Here is a 26752-nt window from a genome sequence, read left to right as displayed (position 1 = left end):
TGTTGTATAATTGGATGGGGAAGACGAAATTGTGTCTAGCGATAAAGACTTATTTCTAAACACAGTATAATCAATGGCGAGAAATTTTATTTTGATAGATTCAAAGGAAACGTTGAAAAGGCTTTTACCAAAGCAAATAGATGGGGAGACAAATGGGGCGCTATGTTAACGCATTTATTAGAATCAATGTTAGAAGATGAGTTAGAAAACCATCTTTTTTAAGAAAAAGGCTTCAGGTAAGTTTACTCGTAAGAATGGTAAAACTAATATAACTGTTAGAAGTTTACAATCGGGAAGTTTTGAGCTTGAAAGTGGTCGAAATTGTAATAATAGTTTCGAGCCAAAACAGTAACAAAAGGTCAACATATTATTAACCAGGAAGTGGCAGATAATGTTATCTATATGTATGCTCAAGGTATGAGTACACGTAATATCAAGATCTATATTAGAGAGATGTATGCTATGGAAATGGCAGCTATAGCGGTCATTTATCTCTGATAATGTCATTCCTGCGATGATTGAGTAACGAAATAGGCCATTTGAGACGCTTTATCCATTTATTTTCCTTGATTGCAAGCACTTCAAGGTTAAGGGTAGGTGGAGTATTCACAGACTTGCTGTGTAAAATACTTCTGCTTTATTACGACGGTATAAAATAATTATTAGGCGTACACTTATCAGAAGATTAAGGAGTTAAATTTTGGGTCTGGGTGCAATGTGATCTAAAATAGCGCGTAGTGTAAAATATACTGGTCGATTATATGGTTTAAAATTTTTCTCGAAGCCATAGAAGCAGTAATACTTTAGGAATAGAGTTATCAAGAGCTTATAGAATTTGAGGAAAATGGGTAACAGGGTTCTATTAGCGGTAAGTGGTGGGTTGATAATTGGTCTAATTTATCTACCTACTTTGAGTATAATTTGTAAATAAGAAGCTATTTAAACCGTTAATGCAATTAAAACGATCCATGGTCAAATTAGAGTAATTACTAAAACAGGGAGAATTACTTCGGATCTATCCTTTTTAAAATTAATTTATCTAGCACTACAAAATATAAACAATAAATGGGCTAAGCCAATTCGTAATCCTTGGTAGTATAGGCTTGACAATACAACGGCTGCGCCTTAAATTTGTTGATAGAATTAACCCCTTCGGCGGAGCTATATTTTTTGACTTACATACACAGTGAGTTATAAGTTCCCTTGGGAACATAAAACTAAAAAGGATGAGTTAATCCCCATCCTCTTAAGTCTGTAATTGAATTGCTAATTATTTTACAATTTCGATAGCCACTGTTTGCGTGTGTAATTTACCATACATATCGATAGCTTTCACCTGCAAATCATGCTTTCCTACTGGCAACTTATTGGGAAATTTAGCTTCCCATAAATGGGTTGAATTCACAGCATTTGATGGACGTCTTCCATCTATAAATTTTTCTGCGGTATCAAATTTTAATAATTCATATTGATACGCTGGATCAGGTTGTTCTACATACGTCATATTTTGCCATTGATCATTGCCGAATCTGTATTGCACCTTATCACCTTTCTTACCCATAAAAAAATTGACTGAAATTTTATAAAGACGAGCGTATTTTTCACTCAATACACTAGGAACAATAATATTCATTTGATAATTTTTTGGTTTACCAGCAACTTTATATTCAAATGAATACGAATTGTTATCTATAGTTAGAATGGCATAGCCTTTAGGCGTACCATCTCGCATTGTAGAACTCGGAATGCCATACTCATTGCGAGTTCCTGAATACCAGTCTCCTGAGGTCGTACCCACATTATATTCATGATGAACACCTTGTTGTTTCCATCCGTCTTGCAGACCATAGAAAATTTGTTCCTGCCAGTGGGTATGTGCAGACATTGAAAGAGTATGTTTAAATGGGGCTAAAATCTTGAACAATCTATCTCTATCACTATGTCTAAACGAATCTGAATTTATATTTCCTAACGGAATGTGATAATTTAATATTATTAATTTGTCTTTTGGCACGTATTTTAAACTGTTTTCCACGAAATCCAATTGATCTTTTCTAAATCCACCTAAATATCCCTTTCCTGTGTTTGGATTCGGATATAAAATATTATCTAACACAATAAAATATGCATTCCCATAATGAAACGCATAGTTATTAGGTCCAAAGTTATATTCAAATGTCTCATCAGATAATGAATCCACTTCAACATCATAATTCATGTCATGATTACCCATTACATTATACCAAGGTTTTCCAATATGTTGAATTGCGTCCTGATAAGGTTTATGCAGTTCTAAATCATCACCTACTAAATCACCTAAGCTAATGCCAAACTTGATAGTACCATCTGCATTGATATCCTCTATTATTCCTTTTTTGAAATAAGCAATTTCATCCATATTATACGCTTGCGGATCACCAAATATTAAGGCTTTAAACTTTATATCTTCTTGTTGTGCATATAATGGAAAATCCAATGATTTTGGAATCTCTCCAGTAGGACTAACCGTTGAATATTTTAATTTAGGAGAACCATTTGGTTTATGTATGTAGTAAAACTCAGGAAGATTTTTGTCATTTAAAGGGAAAGAATAATTCGTAGGCTTTATTACAAAAATAATATTGTCTTTACCAACAGGCAATTTATACTCTCCCCGTTCATTCGTTAATACCACATCTATTCCATTACTTACAGATACATTTATTAGGCCTGTTTCGGTCTTCTCCTTTTTGCCATTCTTGTTGGTATCCTCATAAACAATACCTTTTACAAAATCCTGAGCATGTACAACACCCAGACTTAACATACTTGCAGCTAATAATAATTTGAATTTCATAGTTTGTTGTTTGCTCAAAAGTACTTTCTTCAAACAAACATTATATTAAGTAATTATTAACTTTTGATTAATGATAACTACTCAGGTTATACAGTTGTTACGGTGTGAAAGTATTCGGCCGACCAAATACATATTTCATAAGCGGGTTATATTTTTGAACTTTGCTTCATGAGTTCACATGAAAAAAGAGAAAGAATGCTGTCGCTGGTTGTTGATTGGTAAACGAGCGGTCTAACGCAAAAAGCTTTTTGCAAACTGCATTGTATTAATGTGGTGACCTTAGGATACTGGGTTTCCAAAGTCAGTGAACAAGAGTCTGACAGTAGAGGCTTTATTGAAATGACTTCGGCACCTACCTTAAAGAATAATGAGGTAGAGATTATTTATCCCTCGGGCATCAGACTTAAAGTATCAGATGATCTTTCCCTGATATCTCAACGTATCCGATTTTAGCAGCATGTTATCATTAGGATCTCATCGTTTTTATCTTTACGATTGGCATTGCGACATGCGGAAATGATTTGATGGACTTTGTGGCCTTATCATTTCGGTGATGCAGCGTCAGCCGACCAGCGGTGAAGTGTTTGTTTTCTTGAATCGAAACCGTACCCATATCAAACTACTGCGCTGGGAACATGGGGGGGGACTACAAAGGGCTAGAGAGTGGTCCTTTTGTATCCGTCCTATGAAGTACAGGCGCTTTGCTTTTCTACTATTTTCTTGAAGTCGCCTTCCATTTTAGTTAGTGATAATAGCCAGTCTCTTTCTGGTTTACTGACATTTTTTATGCGTGCTCCTATGAGGTATTTATATCCCTGATTATTTAAAAAATCAATGTTTCTTTTGTTAATCAATCCAGAATCAGCGACCAATACAAAATCTTTGAGATTAAAGCGGGGTATAAAATCTTCCACAATCGGAATCATCGTGTGACCTTCATATTGCGTGCCGTTAAACATCGAATAAGACAATGGGTATCCATTATCACTTACCAGAAGACCTAAAACTATTTGAGGCTGACTATGTTTGCCATCTTTGGAAAAGCCGGGCTCCCTAAATCCATCGCCATAATCTGACTCAAAATAAAGTGTGGTTACATCATAGAACATCAATCCGATTTTTCCGCCTAATATCTTTCTAGTGTGTTCAACACTGATTTTTTGAATAGATTCCTGTTGACTGTTGTAAATCTTATCCATATACCGATAAATCTTATCTAAATGAAGATCTTCGTCAAAATGTGACTATAGTGGGTCAACATCACCATTCTATCCAGAAAATCAAATAATAGGGATATTTATAATATTCTGGTCTAAAAGCAAAAAAACTGCTTCAATTCAGTAGAATCAAAACTATTAATTGTAGCGGTAATTTCCCTTATGAGAATGCTATTTCTATTAGCAAGTGAAATCGGTAATTCCGAATTACTCATTAAATAAACCTATTAATGTGTCATATATATTTCATATCCTTTAAAAATCTTTATCTTACTTAGTAAGCTATCTATAATATCGACGTCTATAGGTTAACTTTGTTAAATGAAAGAATTTGAGAACATACAGGCTTTTATTGAGGAAGAAAAAGATTTACTAAATAATCATCCACTTTATAGCAAGATTAAAACATTAGAACATTTACAAAAATTCACACAAGTACATGTTTTTGCGGTTTGGGATTTCATGTCTCTTCTAAAAGCATTACAAATTGAACTCACTTGTGTCACTATTCCTTGGTTTGCATCTGAATATCCAAACACTCGTTATTTGATTAATGAGATTGTTTTGGCAGAGGAATCAGATACATTTATAGATGGCAGAAGATTAAGCCATTTTGAAATGTACATGGATTCTATGGAATCTATGGGATCTAATACAAGCTATATTAAGGATTTTTTGACTAATGTTAAAAAATCAAATGATATATTCCAAAGTATTGAAAATTTAGATATAGATATTAGGATTAAAGAGTTTCTAAAGTTCACCTTCCAAATAATTGAAACAAAAGAGCCTCACAAAATAGCAGCTGCCTTTACTTTTGGAAGAGAAGACTTGATCCCTCATATGTTCTCATCTATATTAAAGGAAATTCAAATAAACTTCCCCGAATCTGATTTAGCGAAGTTTATTTACTATTTCCAAAGACATATAGAATTGGATGGTGATGAACATGGACCATTGGCATTGAAAATGATTGAAGAGTTAGCACAAGATGATGCTCAAAAATGGGAAGAAATCCAAATAGTTTCAAAACAAGCACTTAAAAAAAGACTTGATCTTTGGGATTCAATTAATGATAGCATATCATAGATAAATATCATTAGATTAAGCAATCATAATAGTTAAAGTTATTGACTTTTATGATTGCTTACAATAATTAGAGGGTGTAAACGGAACTCTGTAGGGTGTAAATTGAACTGTCGTCAATAAATAAATACTTATTTTTAGACACAGTTCGGTTTACACCCTCGCATTTCTACTTTGAGCCAATAGGTGCTTACTGGAATATCTAAGTTAAACTTCCATTTACATCTGTTTTTGAATCATTGGTGTGTTTTGATATTATTTTTCGGTTGCAGAAGCAATTGGTTGCTAGTAAAATAAATTTTGTTCATCTACCACTTCTTATTCGAACTGTTTTTATTTTTGAAAACAACATTGCAATTGTCTTGTTCATTATAAGATTTTTTCAGTTGACAGATTTAAAGAAAGTAAATAAAATATTATAATTATGATCACCGTTCAACCTAGCGCAAAGTGTTGCACTTTTACTACTATACAAGAGGGTAATAGTAATTATATTAAAAATATATTTTAGTTTTAATTAACTTAGTGAAATAAATAGAACTTCTTCAGATAATAATTTTATGGATTTTAGTGTTTTCTTACAACCAGACGCATTAATTGCTTTATTAACTTTAACAATGCTAGAAATTGTTTTAGGTATAGATAATATTGTTTTCATTTCTATTTTAGCAGGAAAACTACCTGCACATCAACAAAAGAAAGCTCAGCAATTAGGTCTGTTTTTAGCTATGTTTACACGTGTGTTGCTTTTGTTTTCATTAAGTTGGGTAATGGGTTTAACGTCTCCACTATTTAATATAGGGGAATTCATCGGAGTTAATGATTTAGAGTGGATGGATAAATTAGCTATTTCTGGTCGTGATCTGATTTTACTTATTGGAGGCTTGTTTTTAATTTATAAATCTACTGTAGAAATCCATCACAAGATTGAAGGTGTGGTTGAAGAAGAAGGAAAAGTTAAAGTTCATTCTTTTGTAAGTACAATTATTCAAATTTTAATATTAGACATTGTATTTTCTTTAGATTCTGTAATCACTGCTGTTGGAATGGCTGACCAAATAGAAGTTATGATTGCAGCAGTTATAATCGCAGTTGGTGTAATGATGATTTCGGCCTCTACTGTATCAAAATTTGTAAACGAACATCCTACAGTGAAGATGCTAGCATTATCTTTTTTATTGCTTATAGGAGTTTCTTTATTAGCAGAAGGTTTCGATCAACATATATCTAAAGGTTACATATATTTTGCAATGGGTTTTTCTGTAATGGTGGAGTTTTTAAACCTTAAAATGAAAAAGAAAAACAGCAATCTTGGTGTTATAAGAAATATTGTAGGCGAATCAGAAAAGCAGAATGAAAATTTGTAATTAATCAGCAAGGATTTAAATTATACGATCTCAATTTTGTAAGGATAGAGTGAATTAGTATATTTTTTATTAATTATTTTCCAATGATAATTTTATGTTACCTGCTGTTAATGGAAAATTCAAATGCCTCAAAATGGTAATTTGGAATGCAGAATATTTAACAATACCATGTTCAGAACAATCGAGCTACTGACTTGAGGCTCTATATTATAGCTGTAGATTTCAAATTCTGCAAAGCAGAAGATATAGTTCAACAAAAAATAAATTAATTAACTATTTTTGAAAGTGAATTCTATTTCTGATATACTTATTTTAAGTAAATCTTCGACTAAATATACGGTTACTTCATATAACTCGTTAGTATTTATAAGTTCCTGTTTTTTATCATTAATTTTCGAAGATTCAAGGTTTTATAAAACGGAGCGTAAACCCCACAGGTCTTTAGCCTGTGGGATGTAAGCGACTAACCCTGATTGAGAATATACTCACGAATAGTATCAGGAGATGCTTCACCTATTGAACAAACAAAATAACCATCAGAGCAGAAAGTATGTTCTTTCCAAAAATGTTTAAATAAGAATGACCTGTGTGGTGAACGCCAAATGTAATAAGTAGATTCTTGTTTTAACTTGCGAACAATAGAAGTAATTGAAACACGAGGGATATAACGAATAAGAAAATGGATGTGTTCTAAATCAGATTCAAACACTTCAATTTCAAAATCTGAATTAGAAGTAATATTTAAGAGAAAAGCGGAGACTCAAATAAGACTTTGGCAACAAAGCACAAGTCTGTGAAGCCCGAAGCCCATTTGTCTTTAGCAAATGGGTAGTTCACAATTACAAAGTAAGCGAAGAAAAAATCAGTTACAGTCTAAGAAATTCTCAGTGTAGTTTTTGTCTTCATATGCCATTCATCCTTTAAATCTCATCATATCCCACAATTAATTTAATGATATTTAGCGGTGAAAATATCATGCATATCTTTTGATTATATCGTCTTTGAAGTCCCAATTTTAAGATTGTTAAAAATGTATTTTTTTTTGGGGAACCTTTAGCCTCTGTTTTATACAAAAAAAATCATAGAATTCACTCAATAGTACAGAAATCGTTTTTGTTGTTATTTTATAGGTTGGTGAGGGTCAATAAGAAAAATAAATTCGAGAGATTATTGAGGCATATGTCCAGATAATGATAGTATTAAATTATACTATTTACCAGTATAATATATCCCACATTCAATAAGTGAATCCAAAAAAATTATTTTTCTGCTAAGGTTATTTTATAATTATCGTTTATACAGTATAACCATTATAAACAATATGTCAACATCTTCGGAATTAGCAGTTTTGCTAAAAAAGTATATTGATGGATCGATTATTCCAGCTGATCAGGAGCGGTTAGAAAAATTTATGCAACTCGATCCTATCCTTAAAGAATTTGTTGAAGATTTGTTGCAGGGTGATACTATAATTAAAGAATATGAGGAATGGTTAACTGCTCGACAATTGTTGGATGAACAGACTCTTCAACAAATTAAAAATCAAACTTTATTGCGAATACAGCATCCTGAAAATTATACATCAAAAAATGATATTTTTCAAAATCGTTTTTCTATTCGAAGCCTACGATTTGCCATAAGCATAGCAGCTGTAATTTTTGTATTCCTAGGTGTATTTTTTGTGTATCAAGACACTACTAAAGAATATAACCTTACGATAAGTGAATTAGATTTAGCTCCGGCTATTAATAAAACCACTTTAATATTATCAAATGGCCAGAAGGTTATACTTCGAAATGATAAACTAGGTGTCAAGATTGGACAAGAAATCAATTATACTGATGGCACAAAAATTACTTCTCTTGATGAAAAAGAACTCACCAAACTGAATGCTACAATCCATGTTCCAAAAGGCAGTACATACAATGTGATTTTACCTGATGGAAGCCGAGTAATACTTAATGCAATGTCTACATTATCTTATCCATTGGCATTTCCTACAAATTCTCGTCAGGTACATCTATCAGGTGAGGGATATTTTGATATAGCAAAAAAGTTTCAAGGAGGAAAAAAAGTTCCATTCATTTTACAGACTAATCAACAGATGGTCAATGTTACGGGTACTCAATTTAATATTCGTGCTTATCCGGACGAAGAATCAACAATTTGCACTCTTATGGAAGGTGGGGTTACAGTTTCTAGTGGAAAAATGCAAATAAAATTAAAACCCAATGAACAGGCGAGTAATATTTCGGGAATTATTCACAAGAAAGTTGTAGATGCAGCAACCTATATAGCTTGGACTAAAGATAAATTTCTCTTTAATGAAACAGAACTCGCTGAAGTGCTAAGTAACATAAGCCGATGGTATGATATTGAGATCCATGATCTTAAAAACCGCGATGATATGCACTTCTATGGGGAAATAGCCCGCAATAAAAAACTGAGTGAAGTGTTGAACTTATTAGAAAGAAGTGGTGTGAAATTCCAAATTAAGAAGCATGCTAATCAGCATCATTTATATGTTTTAAAATAATGTACCTATCATACAAACTATCAAAATTACTATTCTCTGCAAGTACTCAGACATATAGAAAACCGTAAAAAGCAGTTATGGAATTGCAAAAATATTAAACAAAAATTAACCAGAAATTGATAACTAAACATGATGACACCTATTACTCAGAATTTTACGTGTAAAGGTTTTTACAAATCTTTATCAACTTGGCTGCTACCGTTTAAGATGACAGTAATGTTCATTTTACTATGCTGCTTTCAGGTATCGGCTTTCCATGGATATGCCCAAAACATTACGATAAGAGCGAAAAATACCCCGCTTATTAAAGTTATGCAATCCATCCAACAACAGCAGGGTATTCCTTTTCTACTCAATGGCAAAGATTTGTCAAAGACAATGCTAAGTGCAGATATTATAAACGCACCTCTGGATAAAGCACTAGATAAACTGTTAACGCCCAAATCAATAGATTGGGAGATAGTTGAGGGCACGCTTATCTTAAAAAGATCTAAAACTTTAAAAAGCGATGTTAAGATAAATAATTTAAAAACCGGTCATCAAACACGAACATTAAAAGGACGCATAATAGACAAACAAGGCACTCCAATAGCTGGTGCAAGTGTCTTAATTTTAGGTACTACCATAGGTGTAACTTCCGATAATCAGGGTAATTTTAGTATAGAATTAAATTCTTCACCTGCACGACTTCAAGTACGATACCTTGGATATGAAAATGCTGAATTGAATATCACCAATCAAACTACTGTAGAAATTACCTTAGTGCAAACCAATGATAGTATGGAAGAGGTAGTTGTAGTAGGTTATGGAACACTTAAAAAGAAATTAACAACTGGTTCTACTATTCAAGTGAAAGGTGAGGATTTAACTAAATTGAGCACACCTAGTATTCTTGAAAGTTTACAAAGTCAGTCTCCAGGAGTCCAGATAACGCAGAATTCAGGTATGCCTGGGGAAAGTTTTAAAGTTACTATTCGTGGATTAGGTACTATCGGTAACTCATCGCCTTTATATGTAATAGATGGAATTCCTGGTGGAAGCATTGATATGCTCAATCCTTCAGATATAGAAAGTATTGATATTCTCAAAGATGCAGCTTCTGCAGCCATATATGGATCTCGTGCTGCCAATGGTGTAGTACTTATTACAACAAAACAAGGTAAATCTGGTCGAACTCAAGTGCATTTAGACAATTATATAGGTTTTCAAAATGCATACAAACTGCCTTCTCTTTTAACTGCCAAAGAATACATGATAATTCAGGATGAACGTAGATTCAATGAAGGGGCAGAACCTTATGACTGGGCTACGCTTATTCCTAAGCAATATCAAGAAATTCAAGATGGTAGCTGGAATGGAACTAATTGGTTGAAAGAAATTAGTAATGAAAATGCCCTTTTACAAAATTTATCTCTTAATATGATGGGAGGGAATGATCAATCCAAATTTTCAATTGGTTACTCATTATCTAATAGAGAAGGTATAATGGGAGTGCCGGTCGAGCCAGATTTTCAGCGCCATACCGCACGTATTAACTCTGAACATATCTTGTATAAAAATGAAAATTTTGACATAATCAAATTTGGTGAAAATGTAAATTATGCCTATAGCAGTCGATCGGGGATAGGTATTGGTAACATATATTGGAATGATGTTCATAATATGTTAGTGGGTAATCCGTTATTACCAAATTACGATAATGAAGGAAATTTTTATGATCAATTGGATAAAGTAAATGATGGTTGGATATTTGATGGCGCTACAGCAAATCCTGCCGCAGAAATGTATTATAGAAGAGGTCAAAATCTTTCAAAAAGTCACAGTCTCTCGGCAAACGCTTATCTAGAAGTGCAGCCTATTGAAGGATTAAAATGGAGAACCAATTTTGGCTATCGTATGAGTGCATCATCATATCGCCAATATACCCCAACATATCAGCTATCTACTACCCTTACTAATCCTATAGATGATATTTCACAAAATCAAAGCCTAGGATATAACTGGGTATTGGAAAATACCCTTAGTTATGGTTTTCAACCCATAAATGAGCATCAACTGGATGTAGTGATTGGACAATCGATAGAAAAGGGTGGTCTTGGTGAAGATTTAAGCGTAACAACATCAAATTCATCATTCCCAGGGCAATGGGATAAAGCATTTGTAGGTAACGGTCAAGGGTATGAAAATTTCATTCCTGCAGTAGGAGGTATTCAGTGGCCAGCCGGAAGATTATCATCTTTTTTTGGTCGTGCTAACTATAATATTAAAGAAACTTATATGGCTTCCTTTACCTTACGTGCGGATGGATCATCTAATTTTGCTAGAGGTAATCGTTGGGGATATTTTCCATCGGCGTCAGCTGGATGGATTATTTCTAATGAGTCATTCCTTCAGGATAATAGCACAATTGATTTCTTCAAATTGAGGGCATCATGGGGACAAAATGGTAATGCGAGTATAAACCCCTTTCAATATTTAGCAACCATTGCTATTAATCAACAAAATGGGTATTATTTTGGCGATAACAAAACTACACTTATTCGTGGAGCTTATCCAGATATATTACCTAACCCAGATATAACTTGGGAAACATCCGAACAAATTAACATTGGTTTTGATTCACGATTTGTTAATAACAAATTAAATGTAGTATTCGATTGGTATAAGAAAACCACCAAAGACTGGTTGGTTCAGGCTCCTGTACTAGCAATTTATGGAACAAGTGCTCCGTATATCAACGGTGGAGATGTAGAAAATAAAGGTGTAGAGTTTGGATTAAATTGGTCTGATAATGCAGGAGAATTTAGTTATGGTGTAGGAATTAATGGAGCATTCAATAAAAATAAAGTATTAAGAATAGCTAATTCTGAAGGTATAATTCATGGTGAGCCTAATGTGTTAAGTCAGTCTACAAATGAAATGTACAGGGCACAAGTTGATTTTCCAATAGGATATTTTTATGGTTTCCAAACAGCAGGTATTTTTCAGAATCAACAGCAAATTGACGAGCTAAGGCAACAGGGGCATGGTGTATTACCCTCATCACAACCCGGAGATGTAATTTTCGTAGATACCAATGGAGATGGAGAAATCACCGATTTGGATAAAACGATTATAGGTAACCCACATCCTGATTTTAGTGGGGGAATGAATTTCAATTTTGGTTATAAAGGGTTTGATTTAAATTTAACTGCCATAGGATCTTTTGGGCACCAAATAGCAAAATCTTACCGTTCATTCGCCGATAGTCCATTACAAAATTATACAACAGAGATTTTCCAACGCTGGCATGGTGAGGGTACTAGTAATCGATACCCTAGACTTACCAATGGTGCACACCCAAATACCTTGAATATATCAGATATTTATATTGAAGATGGGGATTTTGTGAAAATCCAAAATATTACTTTAGGTTACGACATCAAACGCTTGTGGAATAAAGCTCCTTTTTCACAGGCCAGATTTTATGCGACCGTACAGAATTTAGTAACATTTACCAATTACAGTGGAATGGATCCAGAAATAGGATATGGATATGATGCCTCATGGGTATCTGGAATTGATTTGGGTTTCTACCCACAACCACGAACAGTTATGTTTGGTCTAAACCTTAAATTTTAAAGAGACATGAAAAAAGCATTTTTATTTATGTTATTTGCCGCAAGCCTAACCTCTTGCGATAACTTCTTAGATACGGAAAGTTTTGATAAAAAAAATACTGGTAATTTCCCAGTTACAGTAGCTGACGCACAGTCTATGCTTACTGGTATATACAATAGCCTTAATGCTGCAATCTCAAACGTACAGAATACCCATTTTTATATGGCAGAACTCGCTTCAGATGACAGGTTTGGAGGAGGGGGTGAAAATGACCGTGATATGCAAGGTCTTGATCATTTAATGAATACACAGCCTGATCGATTTTTAACTTTTTGGACGGCACGATATCAAGGTATTTTTCGTGCAAACACGGCGTTAGAAACTTTAAACCAGGTTACGGGTTGGACATCTGAGAATGAGTATAATCAAACTTTGGGTGAAGTGCATTTCTTACGAGCGCTGTATTATTTTGAATTATCTCAAATGTTTGGGGAAGTACCACTAGTAACATCTTCAACTGTAAGCAATGTACCAAAAGCCTCAAGCGAAGAAACTTATGCAGTTATTGCTCAAGATCTTAAAACAGCCATTGAGATAATGCCTAATACCCCATACAACACTGTAGTTTCAGGGCATGCTACAAAATGGGCTGCTCAAGCCTTGATCGCTCGCGTATTTTTGTTTTATACGGGCTATTATAATAAATCGGAATTACCACTTAGTGATGGAGGAAGTATAACAAAGGCTCAGGTTATACAATGGCTGGAAGATTGTATTAGTAACAGCGGTCATGGTCTTGTGGATGACTTCCGTAATCTTTGGCCATATTCTAATAAATTTACAAAGCCAAATTATGCTTATTCCATGAATAATAACTTACAATATGAAGGTGAAGGGCATAAAGAGACAGTCTTTGCTGTTAAATTTGGAACTCTAGCTGATTGGGGGAATACCTATATTTTGGGTTATACTAATCAATTAAATCTACATTCAAGCCTACGCTCCAATAATGGTCAAGCTAACACGTTCCCTTTTGGACAAGGATGGGGAGCAGGTCCGGTAAATACTAAGCTGTGGAATGATTGGAAAGCGGCTGAACCAAATGATATACGTCGTGAAGGGTCAATTATTAATGCAGATACTGATTTAGATGGATATATATATGGAGCTGATAGCCAGATGGAGGAAACCGGATTTTGGCAAAAAAAATATATAGCTATTACTGCTTATGATAATGGTGCTCTTATTCCATCTTATGCTATTCTTGCTGATGGAGCTCAAGCTGATTATCAACTTGCTCACACGCAAGATTTAGTTTTGATTCGCTTTGCTGATGTATTATTGATGCATTCAGAGTTAAGTGAAACAGCTACCAATCTTAATCGAGTTCGTGCTAGAGTTGATTTGCCTGCTATTAATTATTCCCTACAAGCGCTTAAACGTGAGAGACGATGGGAGTTATCTTTTGAGGGCCTTCGCTATTTTGATCTAATGCGTTGGCATGATGCTGCTAATGCTTTGGCAAGTCAGGAAGGTGTTGCAATAAAAAATAAAAATATAGATACGCAGATGAAAGGTTTTGGAGGAGGATATAAAGTAAGATATGAAGCTACTGGTGGCTTTTGGCCTATTCCAACTTCTCAAATTGCCTTATCCAATGGTGTATTAACACAAAATAAGGGTTGGGGCGAACCTACACATGAATATACTGGTTGGTAATTTAAATTTTGAAACATGAAAAATCGTAAAATACTTTTCCTTTTTAGTTTACTCGCACTTTTTGTTCTAGGTTGTGATCCACTAGAAGAACGGTTGGACTTAGGTTCATCAATTACTGCCGAGGATTTAAATATTAGTGCTACACCTTTAGTGGTTAATGGCAAAAAAAGTAATAAAGTTGTTCTGGTCAACAACAGCCCCGTATTATCATCATGGAATTTTGGGGTAGGTGTGTCTCAAAAGATGACTGATACAGTTTTAATGGTGGCAACAGGGCAAAATGAAATAATATTCACTGGGCGCAATCCAGACGGTACAACAATAAGTAAGTCATTAACAGTAGAAATCGATGAGCTCACATTTGAAGTTCCTTTAGAATGGGGATACTTGACCGGAGGATCAGAAAAATCATGGGTATGGGATACAGATAAGCCTGCTGTGTGGGGGAATGGAGGATATAAAGGTAATGTCGCACCTGCTTGGTGGACTTTACAGGTAACCGATATTGAGGGGCAAGCAGCAAATGAAGGTGTGGGGGCTAAAATGATATTTCATCTGGCAAACGCTGAACTACACAAGGTTAAATCAAACGGTGATATTGAAAAGGGTACGTACAAATTTGAAATGAACAAGCAAGTTCTCTTGGATGACGGATCAGTATGGGCTAAAGGTAAACTTACTACAAAGGGTGTTACAATGTTGTGCGGAAAATCACCTGACGAAGGTGGTATTCCAGTATATGAATATGATATACTAGTTCTTAATGGTAGTGAGATGATGCTTTCTTACGCTCCTGCTGGAACTGGTGCTTGGGGTACTGCTTATTTCTGGGCTTTTAAATCATTATAATTATAATATTTAATAAATCATGGGTGTATTAGTGCACCCTTTAATTTAAAAATTATTATTTAATCAATTATGATTTGGAAATGATTTAACGCATAGAGTAAATGTTAAATTATTTCCTTAAATATGTGATTATCACTATATTTATTATAACCATTATAAATCCTACCAATGTTAAAAACGGAAGAAAATTTGACTAACCTTAGGTTAGGAAAGGAATCTGCTTTATCATATTTTATGGACTTATACAGTCATAATCTTCACTTTTTTGCCTATAAGCTAGTACGTGATAAAGACTCAATTCCAGAAATAATTTCTGATTCTTTTGTTAAGCTTTGGAAGCATCGTGCAGATTTTTATACTATTGAAGAGTTAAAAAGTTTTCTATATATTGTTGTACGTAATAGTTGCCTTGATCATGGAAAAGCTGTTAGAGAACGTTATGTTCATCAGCAAATTGAAGAAGAAAATATCTTAGCCAATCCTGATGCTGATATTTTAACTAAGATAATTCATATTGAGCTAATAACCTTACTTGGAGAAGCATTAGAGAAGTTACCTAAGCAACAAGCGGATATCTTTCGCCTTACAGTTTTAGAAGGGAAAACTACGACTGAGGCTTGTCAAGAACTACAAACGACTGCAAATACTGTTTATTTTGCTCGTTCAAAAGCTGTTAATACCCTTCGACAGTTATTTCTAAAGAAAAACATTTCATATTACCCTCTAGTAGTATTTTTATATCTATTCTAATTTAATTGGATAAGATTGCTGTGCCCTATACCTGTTGAAATTCCGAAGGAATTTGACTCCTGGATTAATAAAGAATGGCATGTTAGTGTTTAGAAGGAAATACTTGGCACTGCATAAGATATTGACTCCTTCCTATTATACATTTATATTATATAAAGAATAATCTGCTCTGTGATTAAAATAATAGAGTGAGGATTAATAAAATCTTTGCTTTATATGGCCTACAGCTAAATAATATCCAATGGCCATTAAAACAAAACCTTATGATATACAACAAATAATAAATACGACAACTTAAGGAAATTGAAAGTATTATTTTCTGTTTTTTCTGGTTGGTAAATAGTTTGGTATATTTAATGTGAAAGAAAATATTTCTTTTGGTTGAACCTCTAATGCTCTACACACCTCTAATAATCCAGAAACAGAAATATTATTGGTGCCTCTAATTATTCTATAAACTTGACTATAGCTAAATCCTGTTCTATCAACTATATCCTCTAAGGTAATATGTTTTTGATTAGCAATTTGCCATAATTTTTCTCTAATAATAAGGAGATTCTCTCTGTCAATGTATTGTTCCGCCATTAAACAAAAAGAGAATATAAAAACAAAAAATGTTATTCCAAATTTGGTATAAATTATTAAATTTTATATATTTGATATATAAGTATATAGTGGACATTAAAAAGGTCTCGACAGCAAATTCCGACAATTTGATTCAGAACGAGACGGTAGTTTTAATGCCCATGCAATATTTTTGTGTATTTTTATGCACACTATAACGCATGGGCTACTATCGTAAATCCGTTTCTGAAAGGCGTCGGAACCTAGCTGTACGGTGGATATGAGCTCATGCTATAGTTTTTTATCCCCTTCTGAGACTCTCCATTTATAAATAAAGGCGAGTTATGAAAAAGCAACTTTACAAATTAATTATCTCAGCTCCGGAATAGTTCTGGATCCTCCTTAAGACATATTCTGTCTTTATTTACCGAGTTTGTGTTTGAATTCTACTTGTTTCAAGTAGTAAAAAAGCTATTGACCAATTATACAAACCACTTATTCGGCAATCAATTTTCTTTTTTAATGTTAGCATGCTTATATAATTAGGCGGTACCTCAGGCTTTATAAGATACCTGCTAGATATTGTCATTTATATAATAAGTTAACTTTTACTTACTTATAATACTTGAAAAATGAAGAATTTTTACAAGCCAGGACTTCGTATGTCCTTAACACGACTGTATTTATACCTAATAAAATTTCTTGCTGATATACTGATATTCATTTTTTCTATTAGGGCCCCAAAAGATAATAATAACACGAATTCTTCTAAAGGAAATTCTAAAACGAGAAGCTCGAGTGCTATTAAGAAATCTAAAATTTCTATTATTTCTGGGATTTTATTTTCCAAAAAATCTGACAAAAGGAAAAAGGAACAACAACAGGATGAACAGGACTCCTATGGTCAGTACCTTTCGAATAAAATCTATGAACATCAGCTTTCCCTTGCAAATCGCAATCAAGGTATAAAGTTAGCTAATGAGATAAAATCTAAGAGAGAATTGCTAAAGTTTTCCAAAGGAAAATTTCCATTTGCCCATGATATGCTTCTTGGTTTAGTCATGCTGTTAATATTATTCTTTCTGAGTTTGCCCATTTATTCCCAACCTAAGCAAACGTATACTCCACAGGCACTTAAAATAGGTGATACAATTCCTCAGCAGCTATGGGATCTGCCAATCAAGGTAGTAAATAGTCAATCGGCAGAGATAACACTTAAGTATTTTAGAAATAAAAAATTGCTTATTCTTGATTTTTGGGCTACCTGGTGTGGTCCGTGCATCAAATCCTTATACAAATTGGATTCGTTGCAACATATATATTCTAAAGATGTGCAGATTCTTCCAGTCTCTAATGAAAATGCAGAAAAGGTCAAAACATTTCTTAATGCTAAAGGAATAAGTCTTCTCTCGGGTTATGATGACTCTGATCTATCCAAATATTTTCCTTACCGAAGCCTTCCTCATCAGGTTTGGATAATGGGTGATAGGATATTTGCAATCACAGATGGTATAAATACTACAGGTGAAAACCTTACAGAGCTTACCTCGACTGGTAAAGTTCAACTCAGAAATAAGATTGATTATGTAAACGTGGATTTACAGAAGCCTATGCTGATTGGTGGTAATGGAGGAACTACAGAGCGGCTTCTTTACCGCTCTTTATTTATGAAAAGAATACAAGCAGATATTGGGGGTATTTCTTTTGATAGAGGGGCCAATAATGTACTGATGTATAATGTAACGCTTGCCATGATGCTTACTAGAAGCTTTTTATATGATCTTCCCTTAGCACTTAGAAAGGAAAATCGGATAGTTTTTGAATGTTCTGATTCTTTGAAGAACACTATTACTGCCCGAAACTTAAAACGCTCCAGCGGTGACTATCAGGATGATGTTGCTTACCACAATTGGATGGACAGTAACCTTTACTGCTATAATCTTATACTACCACGAAAAATTCCTCAGCGTGATGCCTTAGAAATCATGAAATCAGATTTAAGAAATTTTATGCTACTAGAGAAGAGTATAGAGGTTAAAATAGAAAATAGAGTTACACGTGCCTATGTACTTCAAAAAACAGAAACCTATAAGGACATTACTACCGTAGGAGGCAGACCATCATTTGAAGTAACTGATGGTAAGATTATATTAAAAAATCAATATATGAGAGCATTGCTGTCCTCAGTTTCCAATGTTTTGGATAAAAAAGGTGACCCTTATCCAGTAACAGATGAAACTGGGATAAAGCACAAGATAGATTTACTATTAGAAATCAAACGAATAGAAAGTATCGATCAGCTCAATGGAGCCCTTAAAAGATATGGTCTTGAAATTGTCTTGAGGGAAATCCCTTTAGAGATGATTGTTTTAAAAGATAAAACCCAAGAACTAATGCATCAAGAAAAATGAGAAAAAAAATGTACAGATATATATTAGTAATAGTAGTAGTGTTATTGACACTTACTGGGTTTAGCCAGCAAATTACAATTAAAGGAAAAGTTAGTGCTAAAGGAGGTACTGAGGCACTTAAAGGAGTAAAAATACATGATTCAAAAGCATTAACAATACACTATACTAATGGGGATGGTCAATTTAAAATAGATCATAATTTAAATGATACACTTATTTTTAGTGCGCCAGGTTATTCTGATCTGAAGTGGTTTGGAGTAATATCCCCACAAGATACACTTAAAATAGAGCTACAGGAGCTACACCACCAAATTGATGAAGTAGTAGTCAGCACGGGATATTACAATATTCCAAAAGAACGTTCTACGGGAAGTTTTTCACACATTGGAAATAAGTTACTTCAAAGGGAGCCTAGTATAAATATTTTGGATAGGCTCGAAGGAGTAGCGAATGGTATTAATTTCATACGAGGTACAGCTAATAAAGAAGGTAGTAAGCAGGCCTCACTACGCGTGAGGGGACTAGCAACTATACAGTCGAATTCCAATCCTCTAATTATTGTCGATGAATTTCCTTTTGATGGCGATATATCGAGTATCAATCCGAATGATGTGGAGGATATTACAATACTAAAAGACGCAGCTGCAGCCTCTATATGGGGGGCACGAGCGGGCAATGGAGTGATTGTAATCCGCACTAAGAGAGGTAAAGCGGATAAGAAACTTAGCATTAACGCTTTAGGGAGTGTGCTTGGTACAGTGCGACCTGATCTTTTCTATAATCCAGATTTTCTAAATGCTGAAAGTACGCTTGAGGTAGAGAAATTCCGCTTTGATAAAAAGATGATGGTTGAGAATAATTGGACTCTGCTAAGCCCTGGTGTGGAGCTCCTTATTCAGCATCGGGATGGTAAGCTTAGTTCCGAAGATCTTCAGCAGAAGCTCGATATCCTTCAAAAGCAGGATATACGTAAAGAGGCTCTTGATAATCTGTATCAATTGGGATTGAACCGGCAGATGCAGGTAAACATAAGTGGAGGTTCCACTGGGCACACCTATTACTTTTCGTCGGGCTATGACGATAACCGATCTCATATACGAGCTAATGGGTATTCTCGGTTGACCTTGAGTTTGAATGATACTTATCAGCCATCTAAGTGGCTAGAATTACATGCATCGGTTAACTATACAAAGGACGGAACCTCTAGTAATGGTTTAGGAATAAGCGATATTGTTCCTATGGAAAGCTATTCTTCACAGTTTCCATATCCGTATCTAAGGCTAAAGGATGAAAATGGTACTGCACTTGCTGTTCCCAGAAAATATAGAAGTGCATATATAGAAAGTGCACCGGAACTGGGATTACTTGATTGGAGTTTTCGTCCTTTAGATGAAATAGGTATTAATGATATTTCAGGGGGAAGCAATACAATACGTATACATACAGGAGCTAATCTAAAAATATTACAAGGTTTACGCCTAGGTTTTAAATATCAATATCAGACAAGTGTAAGCGAAAGGGAAAACTACTATAGTCCGGATTCATATTTTGTTAGAGATTTGGTTAATACATTTACCCAAAATGATATGAGTAGGATAATACCTCTCGGAGGTATACGTGAGGGGTCAGTGGGCAGTAGCCATTGGCATCAGGGACGAATTCAAGCGGATTATAATAGGGAATGGGGTAACCATACTCTTAATGGAATTGCAGGAGCAGAAATAAGACAAGTAAATCAGCAATCTACACCAGGATATAGAGTATATGGTTACGATAAATATACGATAACCGGAACCACGCTCTTTGATTATAGCAAACTTTATCCTGCGCGTCCTCGTAACAGCCAGCGTGTACCTCAAGCTGGAAGCAACTTCAGTGATGTAACAGACCGTTTTCTGTCCTATTATAGCAATGTTTCTTATAGTTATACTCAGAAATATACGCTTTCTGCCAGTACCAGATGGGATGGATCGAATCTGTTTGGGGTAAAAGCTAATCAACGGGGTGTTCCACTTTGGTCTCTTGGTAGTGCTTGGCTTGTAAGTGAGGAGGAATTTTTTAACGCTAAATGGATGGACCGTTTACGCTTTCGATTAAGTTATGGGTATAATGGTAATGTAAACCAAAGGGAGAGTGTTTATCCTATTGTAAGCTACATGGTAGATACATATACCCAGCAGCATAGCGGTAAACTTCAAAATATAGGCAACCCCTTATTACGTTGGGAGAAGGTTTCGAATTTGAATGCTGCTGTAGATTTTAGCATTTTCAGGGGCAGAGTATCTGGAAGTGTAGAATGGTATAGAAAGATAGCAAGTGATCTTATAGGGAATAACATTGTTGCTGGATCAACTGGAATATATAAGAATGGAGTGGTGTATAATATGACCAATAGGCTCAATTATGCATCCATAAATACTAGAGGTGTTGACCTAGATTTGAAAACAATTAATACGCAGGGAAAGGTGGGATGGCAGACCGATTGGATCTTTAATTACACAAAAAATAAAGTAACAGATTATATGCTAGAGAGTAAACCAATTATTACAAATTTTTTAGGAGTAAATACGAATGCTGTCGTTGGGGAATCTCTTGATCAGCTTTATGCATTACCCTGGCAGGGTCTCTCATCAGATGACGGCTCACCACTAGTAGTAGGTAAAGATGGTGTATTAAATAAAGATTATACAGGATATCTGAACAGCTTAACACCTGATGATCTAATACGTGTAGGAGTTTCAGTAGCTCCTTATAGCGGTTCAATGCGCAATACCCTAACTTATAAAGCTTTTCAGTTGAGCTTCAATATCCTTATGAGCGCAGGTCATGTATTTAAGAAAAGTTCGCTGAACTATCAAGATCTCTTGAATAATGCTAAAGGTCATCAGGAGTTTCAAGAACGTTGGCAACAGGCCGGTGATGAGATGAAAACATCAGTGCCATCGTTACCTTCTTCTATCATTGCTAACCGCGATTTGATCTATCAGAGCTCTCAGATACATTACCAATCCGCCTCACATATCCGCCTACATGATATAAATATAGGATATAGGCTCCGAGATACAAAGTTTAACCAGCGTTTGGGAATGGAATCACTGAGTGTAATGCTTAACGCTCGTGATCTTGGAATACTGTGGAAGAAGGCTAATATAAATGTAGATCCATCTTACGCGTATTCGTTATATCCTCCGCAGAGGACTTATTCATTTACTTTACAATTAACCTTTTAAACATGAGAAAATTATTATTATTAATAGTAGGCATAGTGTTTTTAGTGAGTTGTACTAAAGATTTTTTATCACTTAAGCGCGATATGAAAAATGTGGTACCTCAAAGCCTGGAGGATTTTCAAGCCTTAATGGATAACTCGGCTGTGATAAACCTTAATTCAGCCTATCTGCTAGGAGAAATCGGAGCTGGAGATTTTTATCTTAAAGATGAGACTTGGAATGCTCTTAGCTCCCCCTGGGTAAAAAATGCCTATAACTGGCAGGCAGATATTTTTCAGGGAAGTCAGAGCGATATTTGGAATAGGATGTATGAGAAGATACTATATTGCAACATCGTATTGGAGGGATTGGAACGTAATAAGAATGATATACATGATATCCAGGGTTATAACGATTTGAGAGGCCAGGCTCTATTCTGGCGTAGCTATAGTTTTTATCAGCTGGCACAGTTTTTTTGCGCTGTCTATGATAAGCAAAATTTAGAGGGCCGCATAGGTCTTCCCTTACGCCTTGAATCTGATATTGACCAGAAAGTAGGGCAGTCAACCTTGCTACAGACATATAATCAGATTGTAGTGAATCTTTTGGAGGCTGAAAATTTATTAAAAGAGGAAAAGCCAATAATATTTGGTGTCTATTTTAAGTCTAGGCCATCGAAAATTGCTTTAAGAGCACTATTAAGTAGGATTTACTTACAAATGCAGGAGTATGTCAAAGCTAAGGAGTATGCACAAAAGGTCTTAACAATGCAATCCCAATTATTGGATTTTAATCAGGTTCCTGTAAAACCCGTGAAAGAGTACACTTTTGACATTTTCGGGTCTACAAATCCCGAGGTACTGTTATATGATGTAATGTTTTATAACAGTGTTATTGCACAGAGCAGATTGATAGTTGATTCAGTACTTCTTAGGAGCTATGAAGTGAATGACCTTCGCAAAGCTAGGTTTTTTACAAGTACTAATGGCGTGGATACGACCTTTAGAGGTTCCTATAATGGGAACGTAGATCTCCATGGATTTGTTACCCTTTCGGAAGTATATTTAATTTTAGCTGAGAGTAGCGTAAGAGAAAATGATATAATAAGAGCTAAAGAAATTATGAATGTATTTTTAAGCAATCGTTACGCAAATAGCACTATTAAAGATATAAGTTCTCTTGAAAAGTCCGCATTATTAAATTTTATCCTCCAGGAGCGAAAAAAGGAATTAGTATTTAGGGGTGTGAGGTGGCAGGATTTAAGAAGGCTTAATCTTGAGCCTGAATTTGAAACAACAATAACCCGAAAGATTGAAGGAATTTCGTATAAACTTCTTCCAAAAAGTCAAAAGTATATTTATCCATTACCAGATGATGAAGTTATACTAAATGGTTATAAACAAGTCGAAAGATAAAGAGTTAGGGCAAATCGCCCTAACCTTTATGTGAGAAAATTATTCTTCTCTTTGAAAAGCTTGTTGTTTAATTAATTCATCAGGATCATTTTCTACTTGAGAAGGAGGAGTAACGCCTTGTGGAACTGCAATTTTACACATATCACCAGTTAATCCAATATTACAATCATCGGATGGTCCAGGAGCTGTAGTTGAACTGCCAACATCATGCTGAGATGTAGAAGGATTAAATGAAACATTATACCAGTCATAAGATTGGTTATTTGATGATTTAAAAGACATAAATGAGATGCTAAATGCTGCAATTACCATGGCTACCATTGGTAATGCAAAAGATTTGCTTTTTTTCATAACTTTAATTTGTTGAAACATTTTCCTTTTAAGGAATTAGTTTTAATTGATGAATGGGACCGATAAGTAATTATTGGTCCTTATTATTTAATTTCCAGCTTAAATTTTTTATAGATTGGTACTATAGAAAATTAGCTGTTTATAAGCACTTTGGCTGGCTCTGCCCCTTACCTTAATTATCTGAAATCAAAGTTTGGCTTTCAAATTCAGTTTTTAAGTTATTGAGGATGTTGGAAATTTTCTTGTATTATATCCGTGAATTAGACTGAAAATATTTATACATAGAAAAAATATGTTGATCAAAAAATGCTCTTTCCAGTTTAAAGTTGATATGATAAGTCCACAACCGCAAGGCATTTTCTTCCAAGTATCTAGTAGCGCAAGACCAATATAACCTGTAAAAATACTTAGCAGGAATCCTGATAATAGTAGTCCTATTAAACGAGTTCTTTTAATTAATAATAGTACAACTACAAAAATTTCTAAGCTAGGAAGAGTATAAATGACAATATGGGCTATATTCTTATTGAATGGTTGATTTAATATACTTATTCTGAAATTTTCAAAATCAAAAATTTTACTTATAGATACTGGTATCCAGAGAATTAATAATAATATTAAAGTAAGGAAGTAAATGTTATTAAATGTTTTCATAGCCTTTCAGATTAATTGAGGAATAAGAATCATTAAGCTTGTAAGCTAAATTAAAGACTATTTGATCTGAAAAAATATTCTAAGAGGAAATAAATTAATTTAAAAAAAAGACTATTTTATAAATAGTCTTCTCAATATTCAAACGATTTTATTACTATTGGATTTCCAATAAAGGAGAATTAAAACTTAGCTATGATATTTCAAATAATAATTCAAGGCAGTGTAATATTGCCGTAATGAGGTGAAATTAAGGTAAGATACTTTTTCGTTAACGGTTAATATATTATTTAGTATTGGTTGTTTTATCGATAATTGCAATAAACGGTGCAAAGGAGAGGAATTCAAAATACTTATAGTATTTCTATTATGTTGAATTTCATGTTCCTTAATTATTAGATATATGTCCTTTAATTCAGAAAAATGATTTATAGCTGTAATGAAATTTTGATTGGATATTTCATATACATGTGTTCTTCTTAAGAACTTAATCGAAAAATTTTCAGATGAGTTTGAAAATACATGTTTTGTACCTGTGAAATAGAATTTATCGCAATATACTCTCTCGATATTTTCTTTTTTGTCTTGATAGGTAATTATAGCTACTAATCCTTCTAATATGAACAAGAATTTTTCCTTTTTTTCTTTAGCTAAGAGATAGTAGTAATCTTTATTATACTCCTTAATTTTCCCATAGGTTGTTAAAAAGGCAATCAATTCTGGTGAAATATTGCTATATGATTTAAAATAATCAAAAAGTCGATTCATCAAAATTCTTTTTCAAGCAATAATCAGGTATTATCGAAATACAACCAAAATAAAAGTGTGTATTACCATATGCAAGCGCCAATAACAATAAAAATTTAAAGATGTGGCGTAAACTGCATCTGTTCTTAAATTATGTGATTTACGGCTCAAATTAACCCTTTACGAATATTTTCACCATATGTAATTTTCTGTTTGGAATTTTGTGTTATTGGTACCAATAATCTCTGTCGACAAGAGTCTGAGATGTTCAACTCTGCAATGTTTGAACACGCGAAATATTAAACTTTTTTAATTATGAAAAACATAAGTGCTTTAGTATCACCATTAGATTTTGAAATTAATAAAATTGATTTTTCAGAAATTTTACCATTATTAGGTAACCCTGTTGAAACTGATCCAGCTGACAAATGTCCTATATGGTTCTTATAGGTTAATAATTTCTTTTTACCACCTTAATCAATGAAAATTAATTAAGGTGGTTAATATTATTACAATTAATAATAGATATTATGTATGCTCTAGAAGATTTGAAGCAAGCATTGTTTAGTGCAAATTTACATTACTTTGTTCCAGATATTGCACTAGAAAGTCATTCAGAAATATATCAAAATTGGAAGAAATACCATGGCCCTAAGCTCAATAAAGAAATAAGATCTTCTTTGATAAATTCTTTCCAAAATTATAAACCAGGTATCATTGTATTATTTCATTTAGGCTATCATTTGCAAGTAATAGAATATCTAGCTAAGAAAAAAATTTGTTTTGATGTTTTAGTGTCAAAGCACATTAAAACTAAATTTGAAAATTTCTTTAGAACCTTGTCTAAGGATTTACCACGGAATTTAATACCAAATTTTTTAGAGGCAGAAGATAGAACTGTAATTCTTAAAATTCGTGAAAGTTTGAAAACAAATAGGCATATTTTAATATTTGCCGACGGTTTTGTTAGTTCCAAATCAGCTAAGATTAATGGATCTGAAGTTATTTCCTTAAATTTTTTTTCGAATAAAATTCTTGTAAGAAAGGGTATAGCCTTAATATCTTATTATTTTTCTGCCCCTATATATCCAATTATTAATGTGGAGATTGAACAATACATTAAATTGGATTTTAAATCTTCCATAACCGCTAAACCTGAGGAATCTAAAGATCAATATATTAATAGGTCACTTCAACATTTATTTACTCTTTTAGAATTAAGAATAAAAGACAATATTGAACATTGGGAGTGTTGGTCATACCTGCATCTTGTAGGAGCTATAAATCTTGCAAGTTTAAAACTGCCATCTGCTGCAATGACAAGTAAAAATGATGGTTTAGTAAAAGTTGAAATTGATAATCGGGATTTTTTGCTTGATAAAAAAAATTATATTTTTTTTGTTATAAAGAAAAAAAATAGTTCATGATTTACTAATTTGATAAT

At 33.8% G+C, this 26752-nt stretch carries 19 protein-coding genes and 3 pseudogenes; 15 read left to right on the top strand and 7 right to left on the bottom strand.

The genetic code is table 11. The annotated features are described in order from the left end of the window. The first annotated feature begins 381 nt into the window (after positions 1-381). Entirely contained in the window at positions 382-498 is a 117-nt protein-coding gene (locus G5B32_RS17695; protein WP_410528462.1) for a hypothetical protein, read from the top strand. Between the two features lie 772 nt (positions 499-1270). Here the strand turns inward: G5B32_RS17695 and G5B32_RS07640 are convergent. After that, positions 1271-2836 carry a calcineurin-like phosphoesterase C-terminal domain-containing protein gene (locus G5B32_RS07640; protein WP_165290956.1) on the bottom strand — a complete coding sequence of 522 codons (1566 nt, stop codon included), beginning with the start codon at positions 2834-2836 and terminating at the stop codon, positions 1271-1273. Between the two features lie 234 nt (positions 2837-3070). On the opposite strand from G5B32_RS07640, the pseudogene tnpA (G5B32_RS17690) reads away from it, so the two are divergent. Together tnpA (G5B32_RS17690) and tnpB are read left to right on the top strand one after the other, a co-directional pair. Further along, a pseudogene (gene tnpA, locus G5B32_RS17690) lies at positions 3071-3289 on the top strand (IS66 family insertion sequence element accessory protein TnpA); the annotation flags it as partial. Between the two features lie 79 nt (positions 3290-3368). Next, positions 3369-3560: pseudogene (tnpB, locus tag G5B32_RS17685) on the top strand (IS66 family insertion sequence element accessory protein TnpB); the annotation flags it as partial. On the opposite strand, the pseudogene G5B32_RS07630 reads toward tnpB, so the two are convergent. Beyond that, a pseudogene (locus G5B32_RS07630) lies at positions 3520-4059 on the bottom strand (IS1634 family transposase); the annotation flags it as partial. The pseudogenes tnpB and G5B32_RS07630 sit on opposite strands and share 41 nt — an antisense overlap. Before the next feature lie 315 nt (positions 4060-4374). Here G5B32_RS07630 and G5B32_RS07625 point away from each other — a divergent pair. Continuing rightward, positions 4375-5142 carry a DUF3050 domain-containing protein gene (locus G5B32_RS07625; protein ID WP_165290953.1) on the top strand — a complete coding sequence of 256 codons (768 nt, stop codon included), beginning with the start codon at positions 4375-4377 and terminating at the stop codon, positions 5140-5142. Positions 5143-5699: 557 nt separating this feature from the next. Further along, complete coding sequence (locus G5B32_RS07620) at positions 5700-6506, top strand: TerC family protein (RefSeq protein WP_165290952.1); 807 nt, start codon at positions 5700-5702, stop codon at positions 6504-6506. 463 nt (positions 6507-6969) lie between these two features. Here the strand turns inward: G5B32_RS07620 and tnpA (G5B32_RS17680) are convergent, their stop codons facing one another. Next, on the bottom strand, positions 6970-7245 hold the full coding sequence (tnpA, locus tag G5B32_RS17680) for an IS200/IS605 family transposase (RefSeq protein ID WP_410528463.1): 276 nt from the start codon (positions 7243-7245) through the stop codon (positions 6970-6972). Positions 7246-7827: 582 nt separating this feature from the next. Here tnpA (G5B32_RS17680) and G5B32_RS07610 point away from each other — a divergent pair. The 5 genes from G5B32_RS07610 (at position 7828) to G5B32_RS07590 (ending at position 15960) form a co-directional block, all read left to right on the top strand. After that, positions 7828-9042 (top strand): FecR family protein, encoded by a 1215-nt coding sequence (locus G5B32_RS07610; RefSeq protein ID WP_165290950.1) that lies wholly within the window; start codon positions 7828-7830, stop codon positions 9040-9042. A 216-nt stretch (positions 9043-9258) separates the two neighbouring features. Then, positions 9259-12663, top strand: a complete 3405-nt coding sequence (locus G5B32_RS07605; RefSeq protein WP_240899020.1) for a SusC/RagA family TonB-linked outer membrane protein — start codon at positions 9259-9261, stop codon at positions 12661-12663. Positions 12664-12669: 6 nt separating this feature from the next. Next, positions 12670-14361, top strand: coding sequence for a RagB/SusD family nutrient uptake outer membrane protein (locus tag G5B32_RS07600; RefSeq protein ID WP_206366830.1), 1692 nt, complete (start codon positions 12670-12672; stop codon positions 14359-14361). A gap of 15 nt (positions 14362-14376) precedes the next feature. Then, positions 14377-15210 (top strand): hypothetical protein, encoded by an 834-nt coding sequence (locus G5B32_RS07595; protein WP_165290949.1) that lies wholly within the window; start codon positions 14377-14379, stop codon positions 15208-15210. Positions 15211-15378: 168 nt separating this feature from the next. Continuing rightward, positions 15379-15960 (top strand): RNA polymerase sigma factor, encoded by a 582-nt coding sequence (locus G5B32_RS07590; protein WP_165290948.1) that lies wholly within the window; start codon positions 15379-15381, stop codon positions 15958-15960. Between the two features lie 312 nt (positions 15961-16272). Here the strand turns inward: G5B32_RS07590 and G5B32_RS07585 are convergent, their stop codons facing one another. After that, entirely contained in the window at positions 16273-16545 is a 273-nt protein-coding gene (locus G5B32_RS07585) for a helix-turn-helix domain-containing protein (RefSeq protein WP_165290947.1), read from the bottom strand. A 611-nt stretch (positions 16546-17156) separates the two neighbouring features. Between G5B32_RS07585 and G5B32_RS07580 the strand changes: the two genes are divergently transcribed. Genes G5B32_RS07580 through G5B32_RS07570 form a run of 3 tightly spaced genes read left to right on the top strand, consistent with a single transcriptional unit; the run spans position 17157 to position 23559 of the window. Further along, positions 17157-18935 carry a TlpA family protein disulfide reductase gene (locus G5B32_RS07580; RefSeq protein ID WP_165290946.1) on the top strand — a complete coding sequence of 593 codons (1779 nt, stop codon included), beginning with the start codon at positions 17157-17159 and terminating at the stop codon, positions 18933-18935. Between the two features lie 8 nt (positions 18936-18943). Then, on the top strand, positions 18944-22165 hold the full coding sequence (locus G5B32_RS07575) for a SusC/RagA family TonB-linked outer membrane protein (protein WP_165290945.1): 3222 nt from the start codon (positions 18944-18946) through the stop codon (positions 22163-22165). A gap of 2 nt (positions 22166-22167) precedes the next feature. After that, positions 22168-23559: a RagB/SusD family nutrient uptake outer membrane protein gene (locus G5B32_RS07570; RefSeq protein ID WP_165290944.1), complete on the top strand. Its 1392-nt coding sequence runs from the start codon at positions 22168-22170 to the stop codon at positions 23557-23559. 39 nt (positions 23560-23598) lie between these two features. On the opposite strand, the gene G5B32_RS07565 is transcribed toward G5B32_RS07570, so the two are convergent. From G5B32_RS07565 to G5B32_RS07560, 3 genes are all read right to left on the bottom strand, one after another. Next, the gene (locus tag G5B32_RS07565; protein WP_165290943.1) at positions 23599-23910 is read right to left on the bottom strand and encodes a hypothetical protein; all 312 of its coding nucleotides are present in this window, start codon (positions 23908-23910) and stop codon (positions 23599-23601) included. 213 nt (positions 23911-24123) lie between these two features. Continuing rightward, positions 24124-24564 carry a MauE/DoxX family redox-associated membrane protein gene (locus tag G5B32_RS17675; RefSeq protein ID WP_190302197.1) on the bottom strand — a complete coding sequence of 147 codons (441 nt, stop codon included), beginning with the start codon at positions 24562-24564 and terminating at the stop codon, positions 24124-24126. 186 nt (positions 24565-24750) lie between these two features. After that, positions 24751-25329 carry a hypothetical protein gene (locus tag G5B32_RS07560; protein WP_165290942.1) on the bottom strand — a complete coding sequence of 193 codons (579 nt, stop codon included), beginning with the start codon at positions 25327-25329 and terminating at the stop codon, positions 24751-24753. Positions 25330-25623: 294 nt separating this feature from the next. Here G5B32_RS07560 and G5B32_RS17460 point away from each other — a divergent pair, with 294 nt between their 5' ends. Further along, a complete protein-coding gene (locus tag G5B32_RS17460) occupies positions 25624-25758 on the top strand; it encodes a hypothetical protein (RefSeq protein ID WP_262886430.1) in 135 nt (44 codons plus the stop codon). 80 nt (positions 25759-25838) lie between these two features. Next, positions 25839-26735: a hypothetical protein gene (locus G5B32_RS07555; protein WP_165290941.1), complete on the top strand. Its 897-nt coding sequence runs from the start codon at positions 25839-25841 to the stop codon at positions 26733-26735. Positions 26736-26752 lie beyond the last annotated feature (17 nt).

Origin of the sequence: Sphingobacterium sp. SGL-16, from assembly GCF_011043515.1 — a bacterium.
GTDB classification, from domain to species: Bacteria; Bacteroidota; Bacteroidia; order Sphingobacteriales; family Sphingobacteriaceae; genus Sphingobacterium; species Sphingobacterium litopenaei.
The sequence above is the reverse complement of the archived record's forward strand: the minus strand, read 5'-3'. Positions and strand labels throughout refer to the sequence as shown.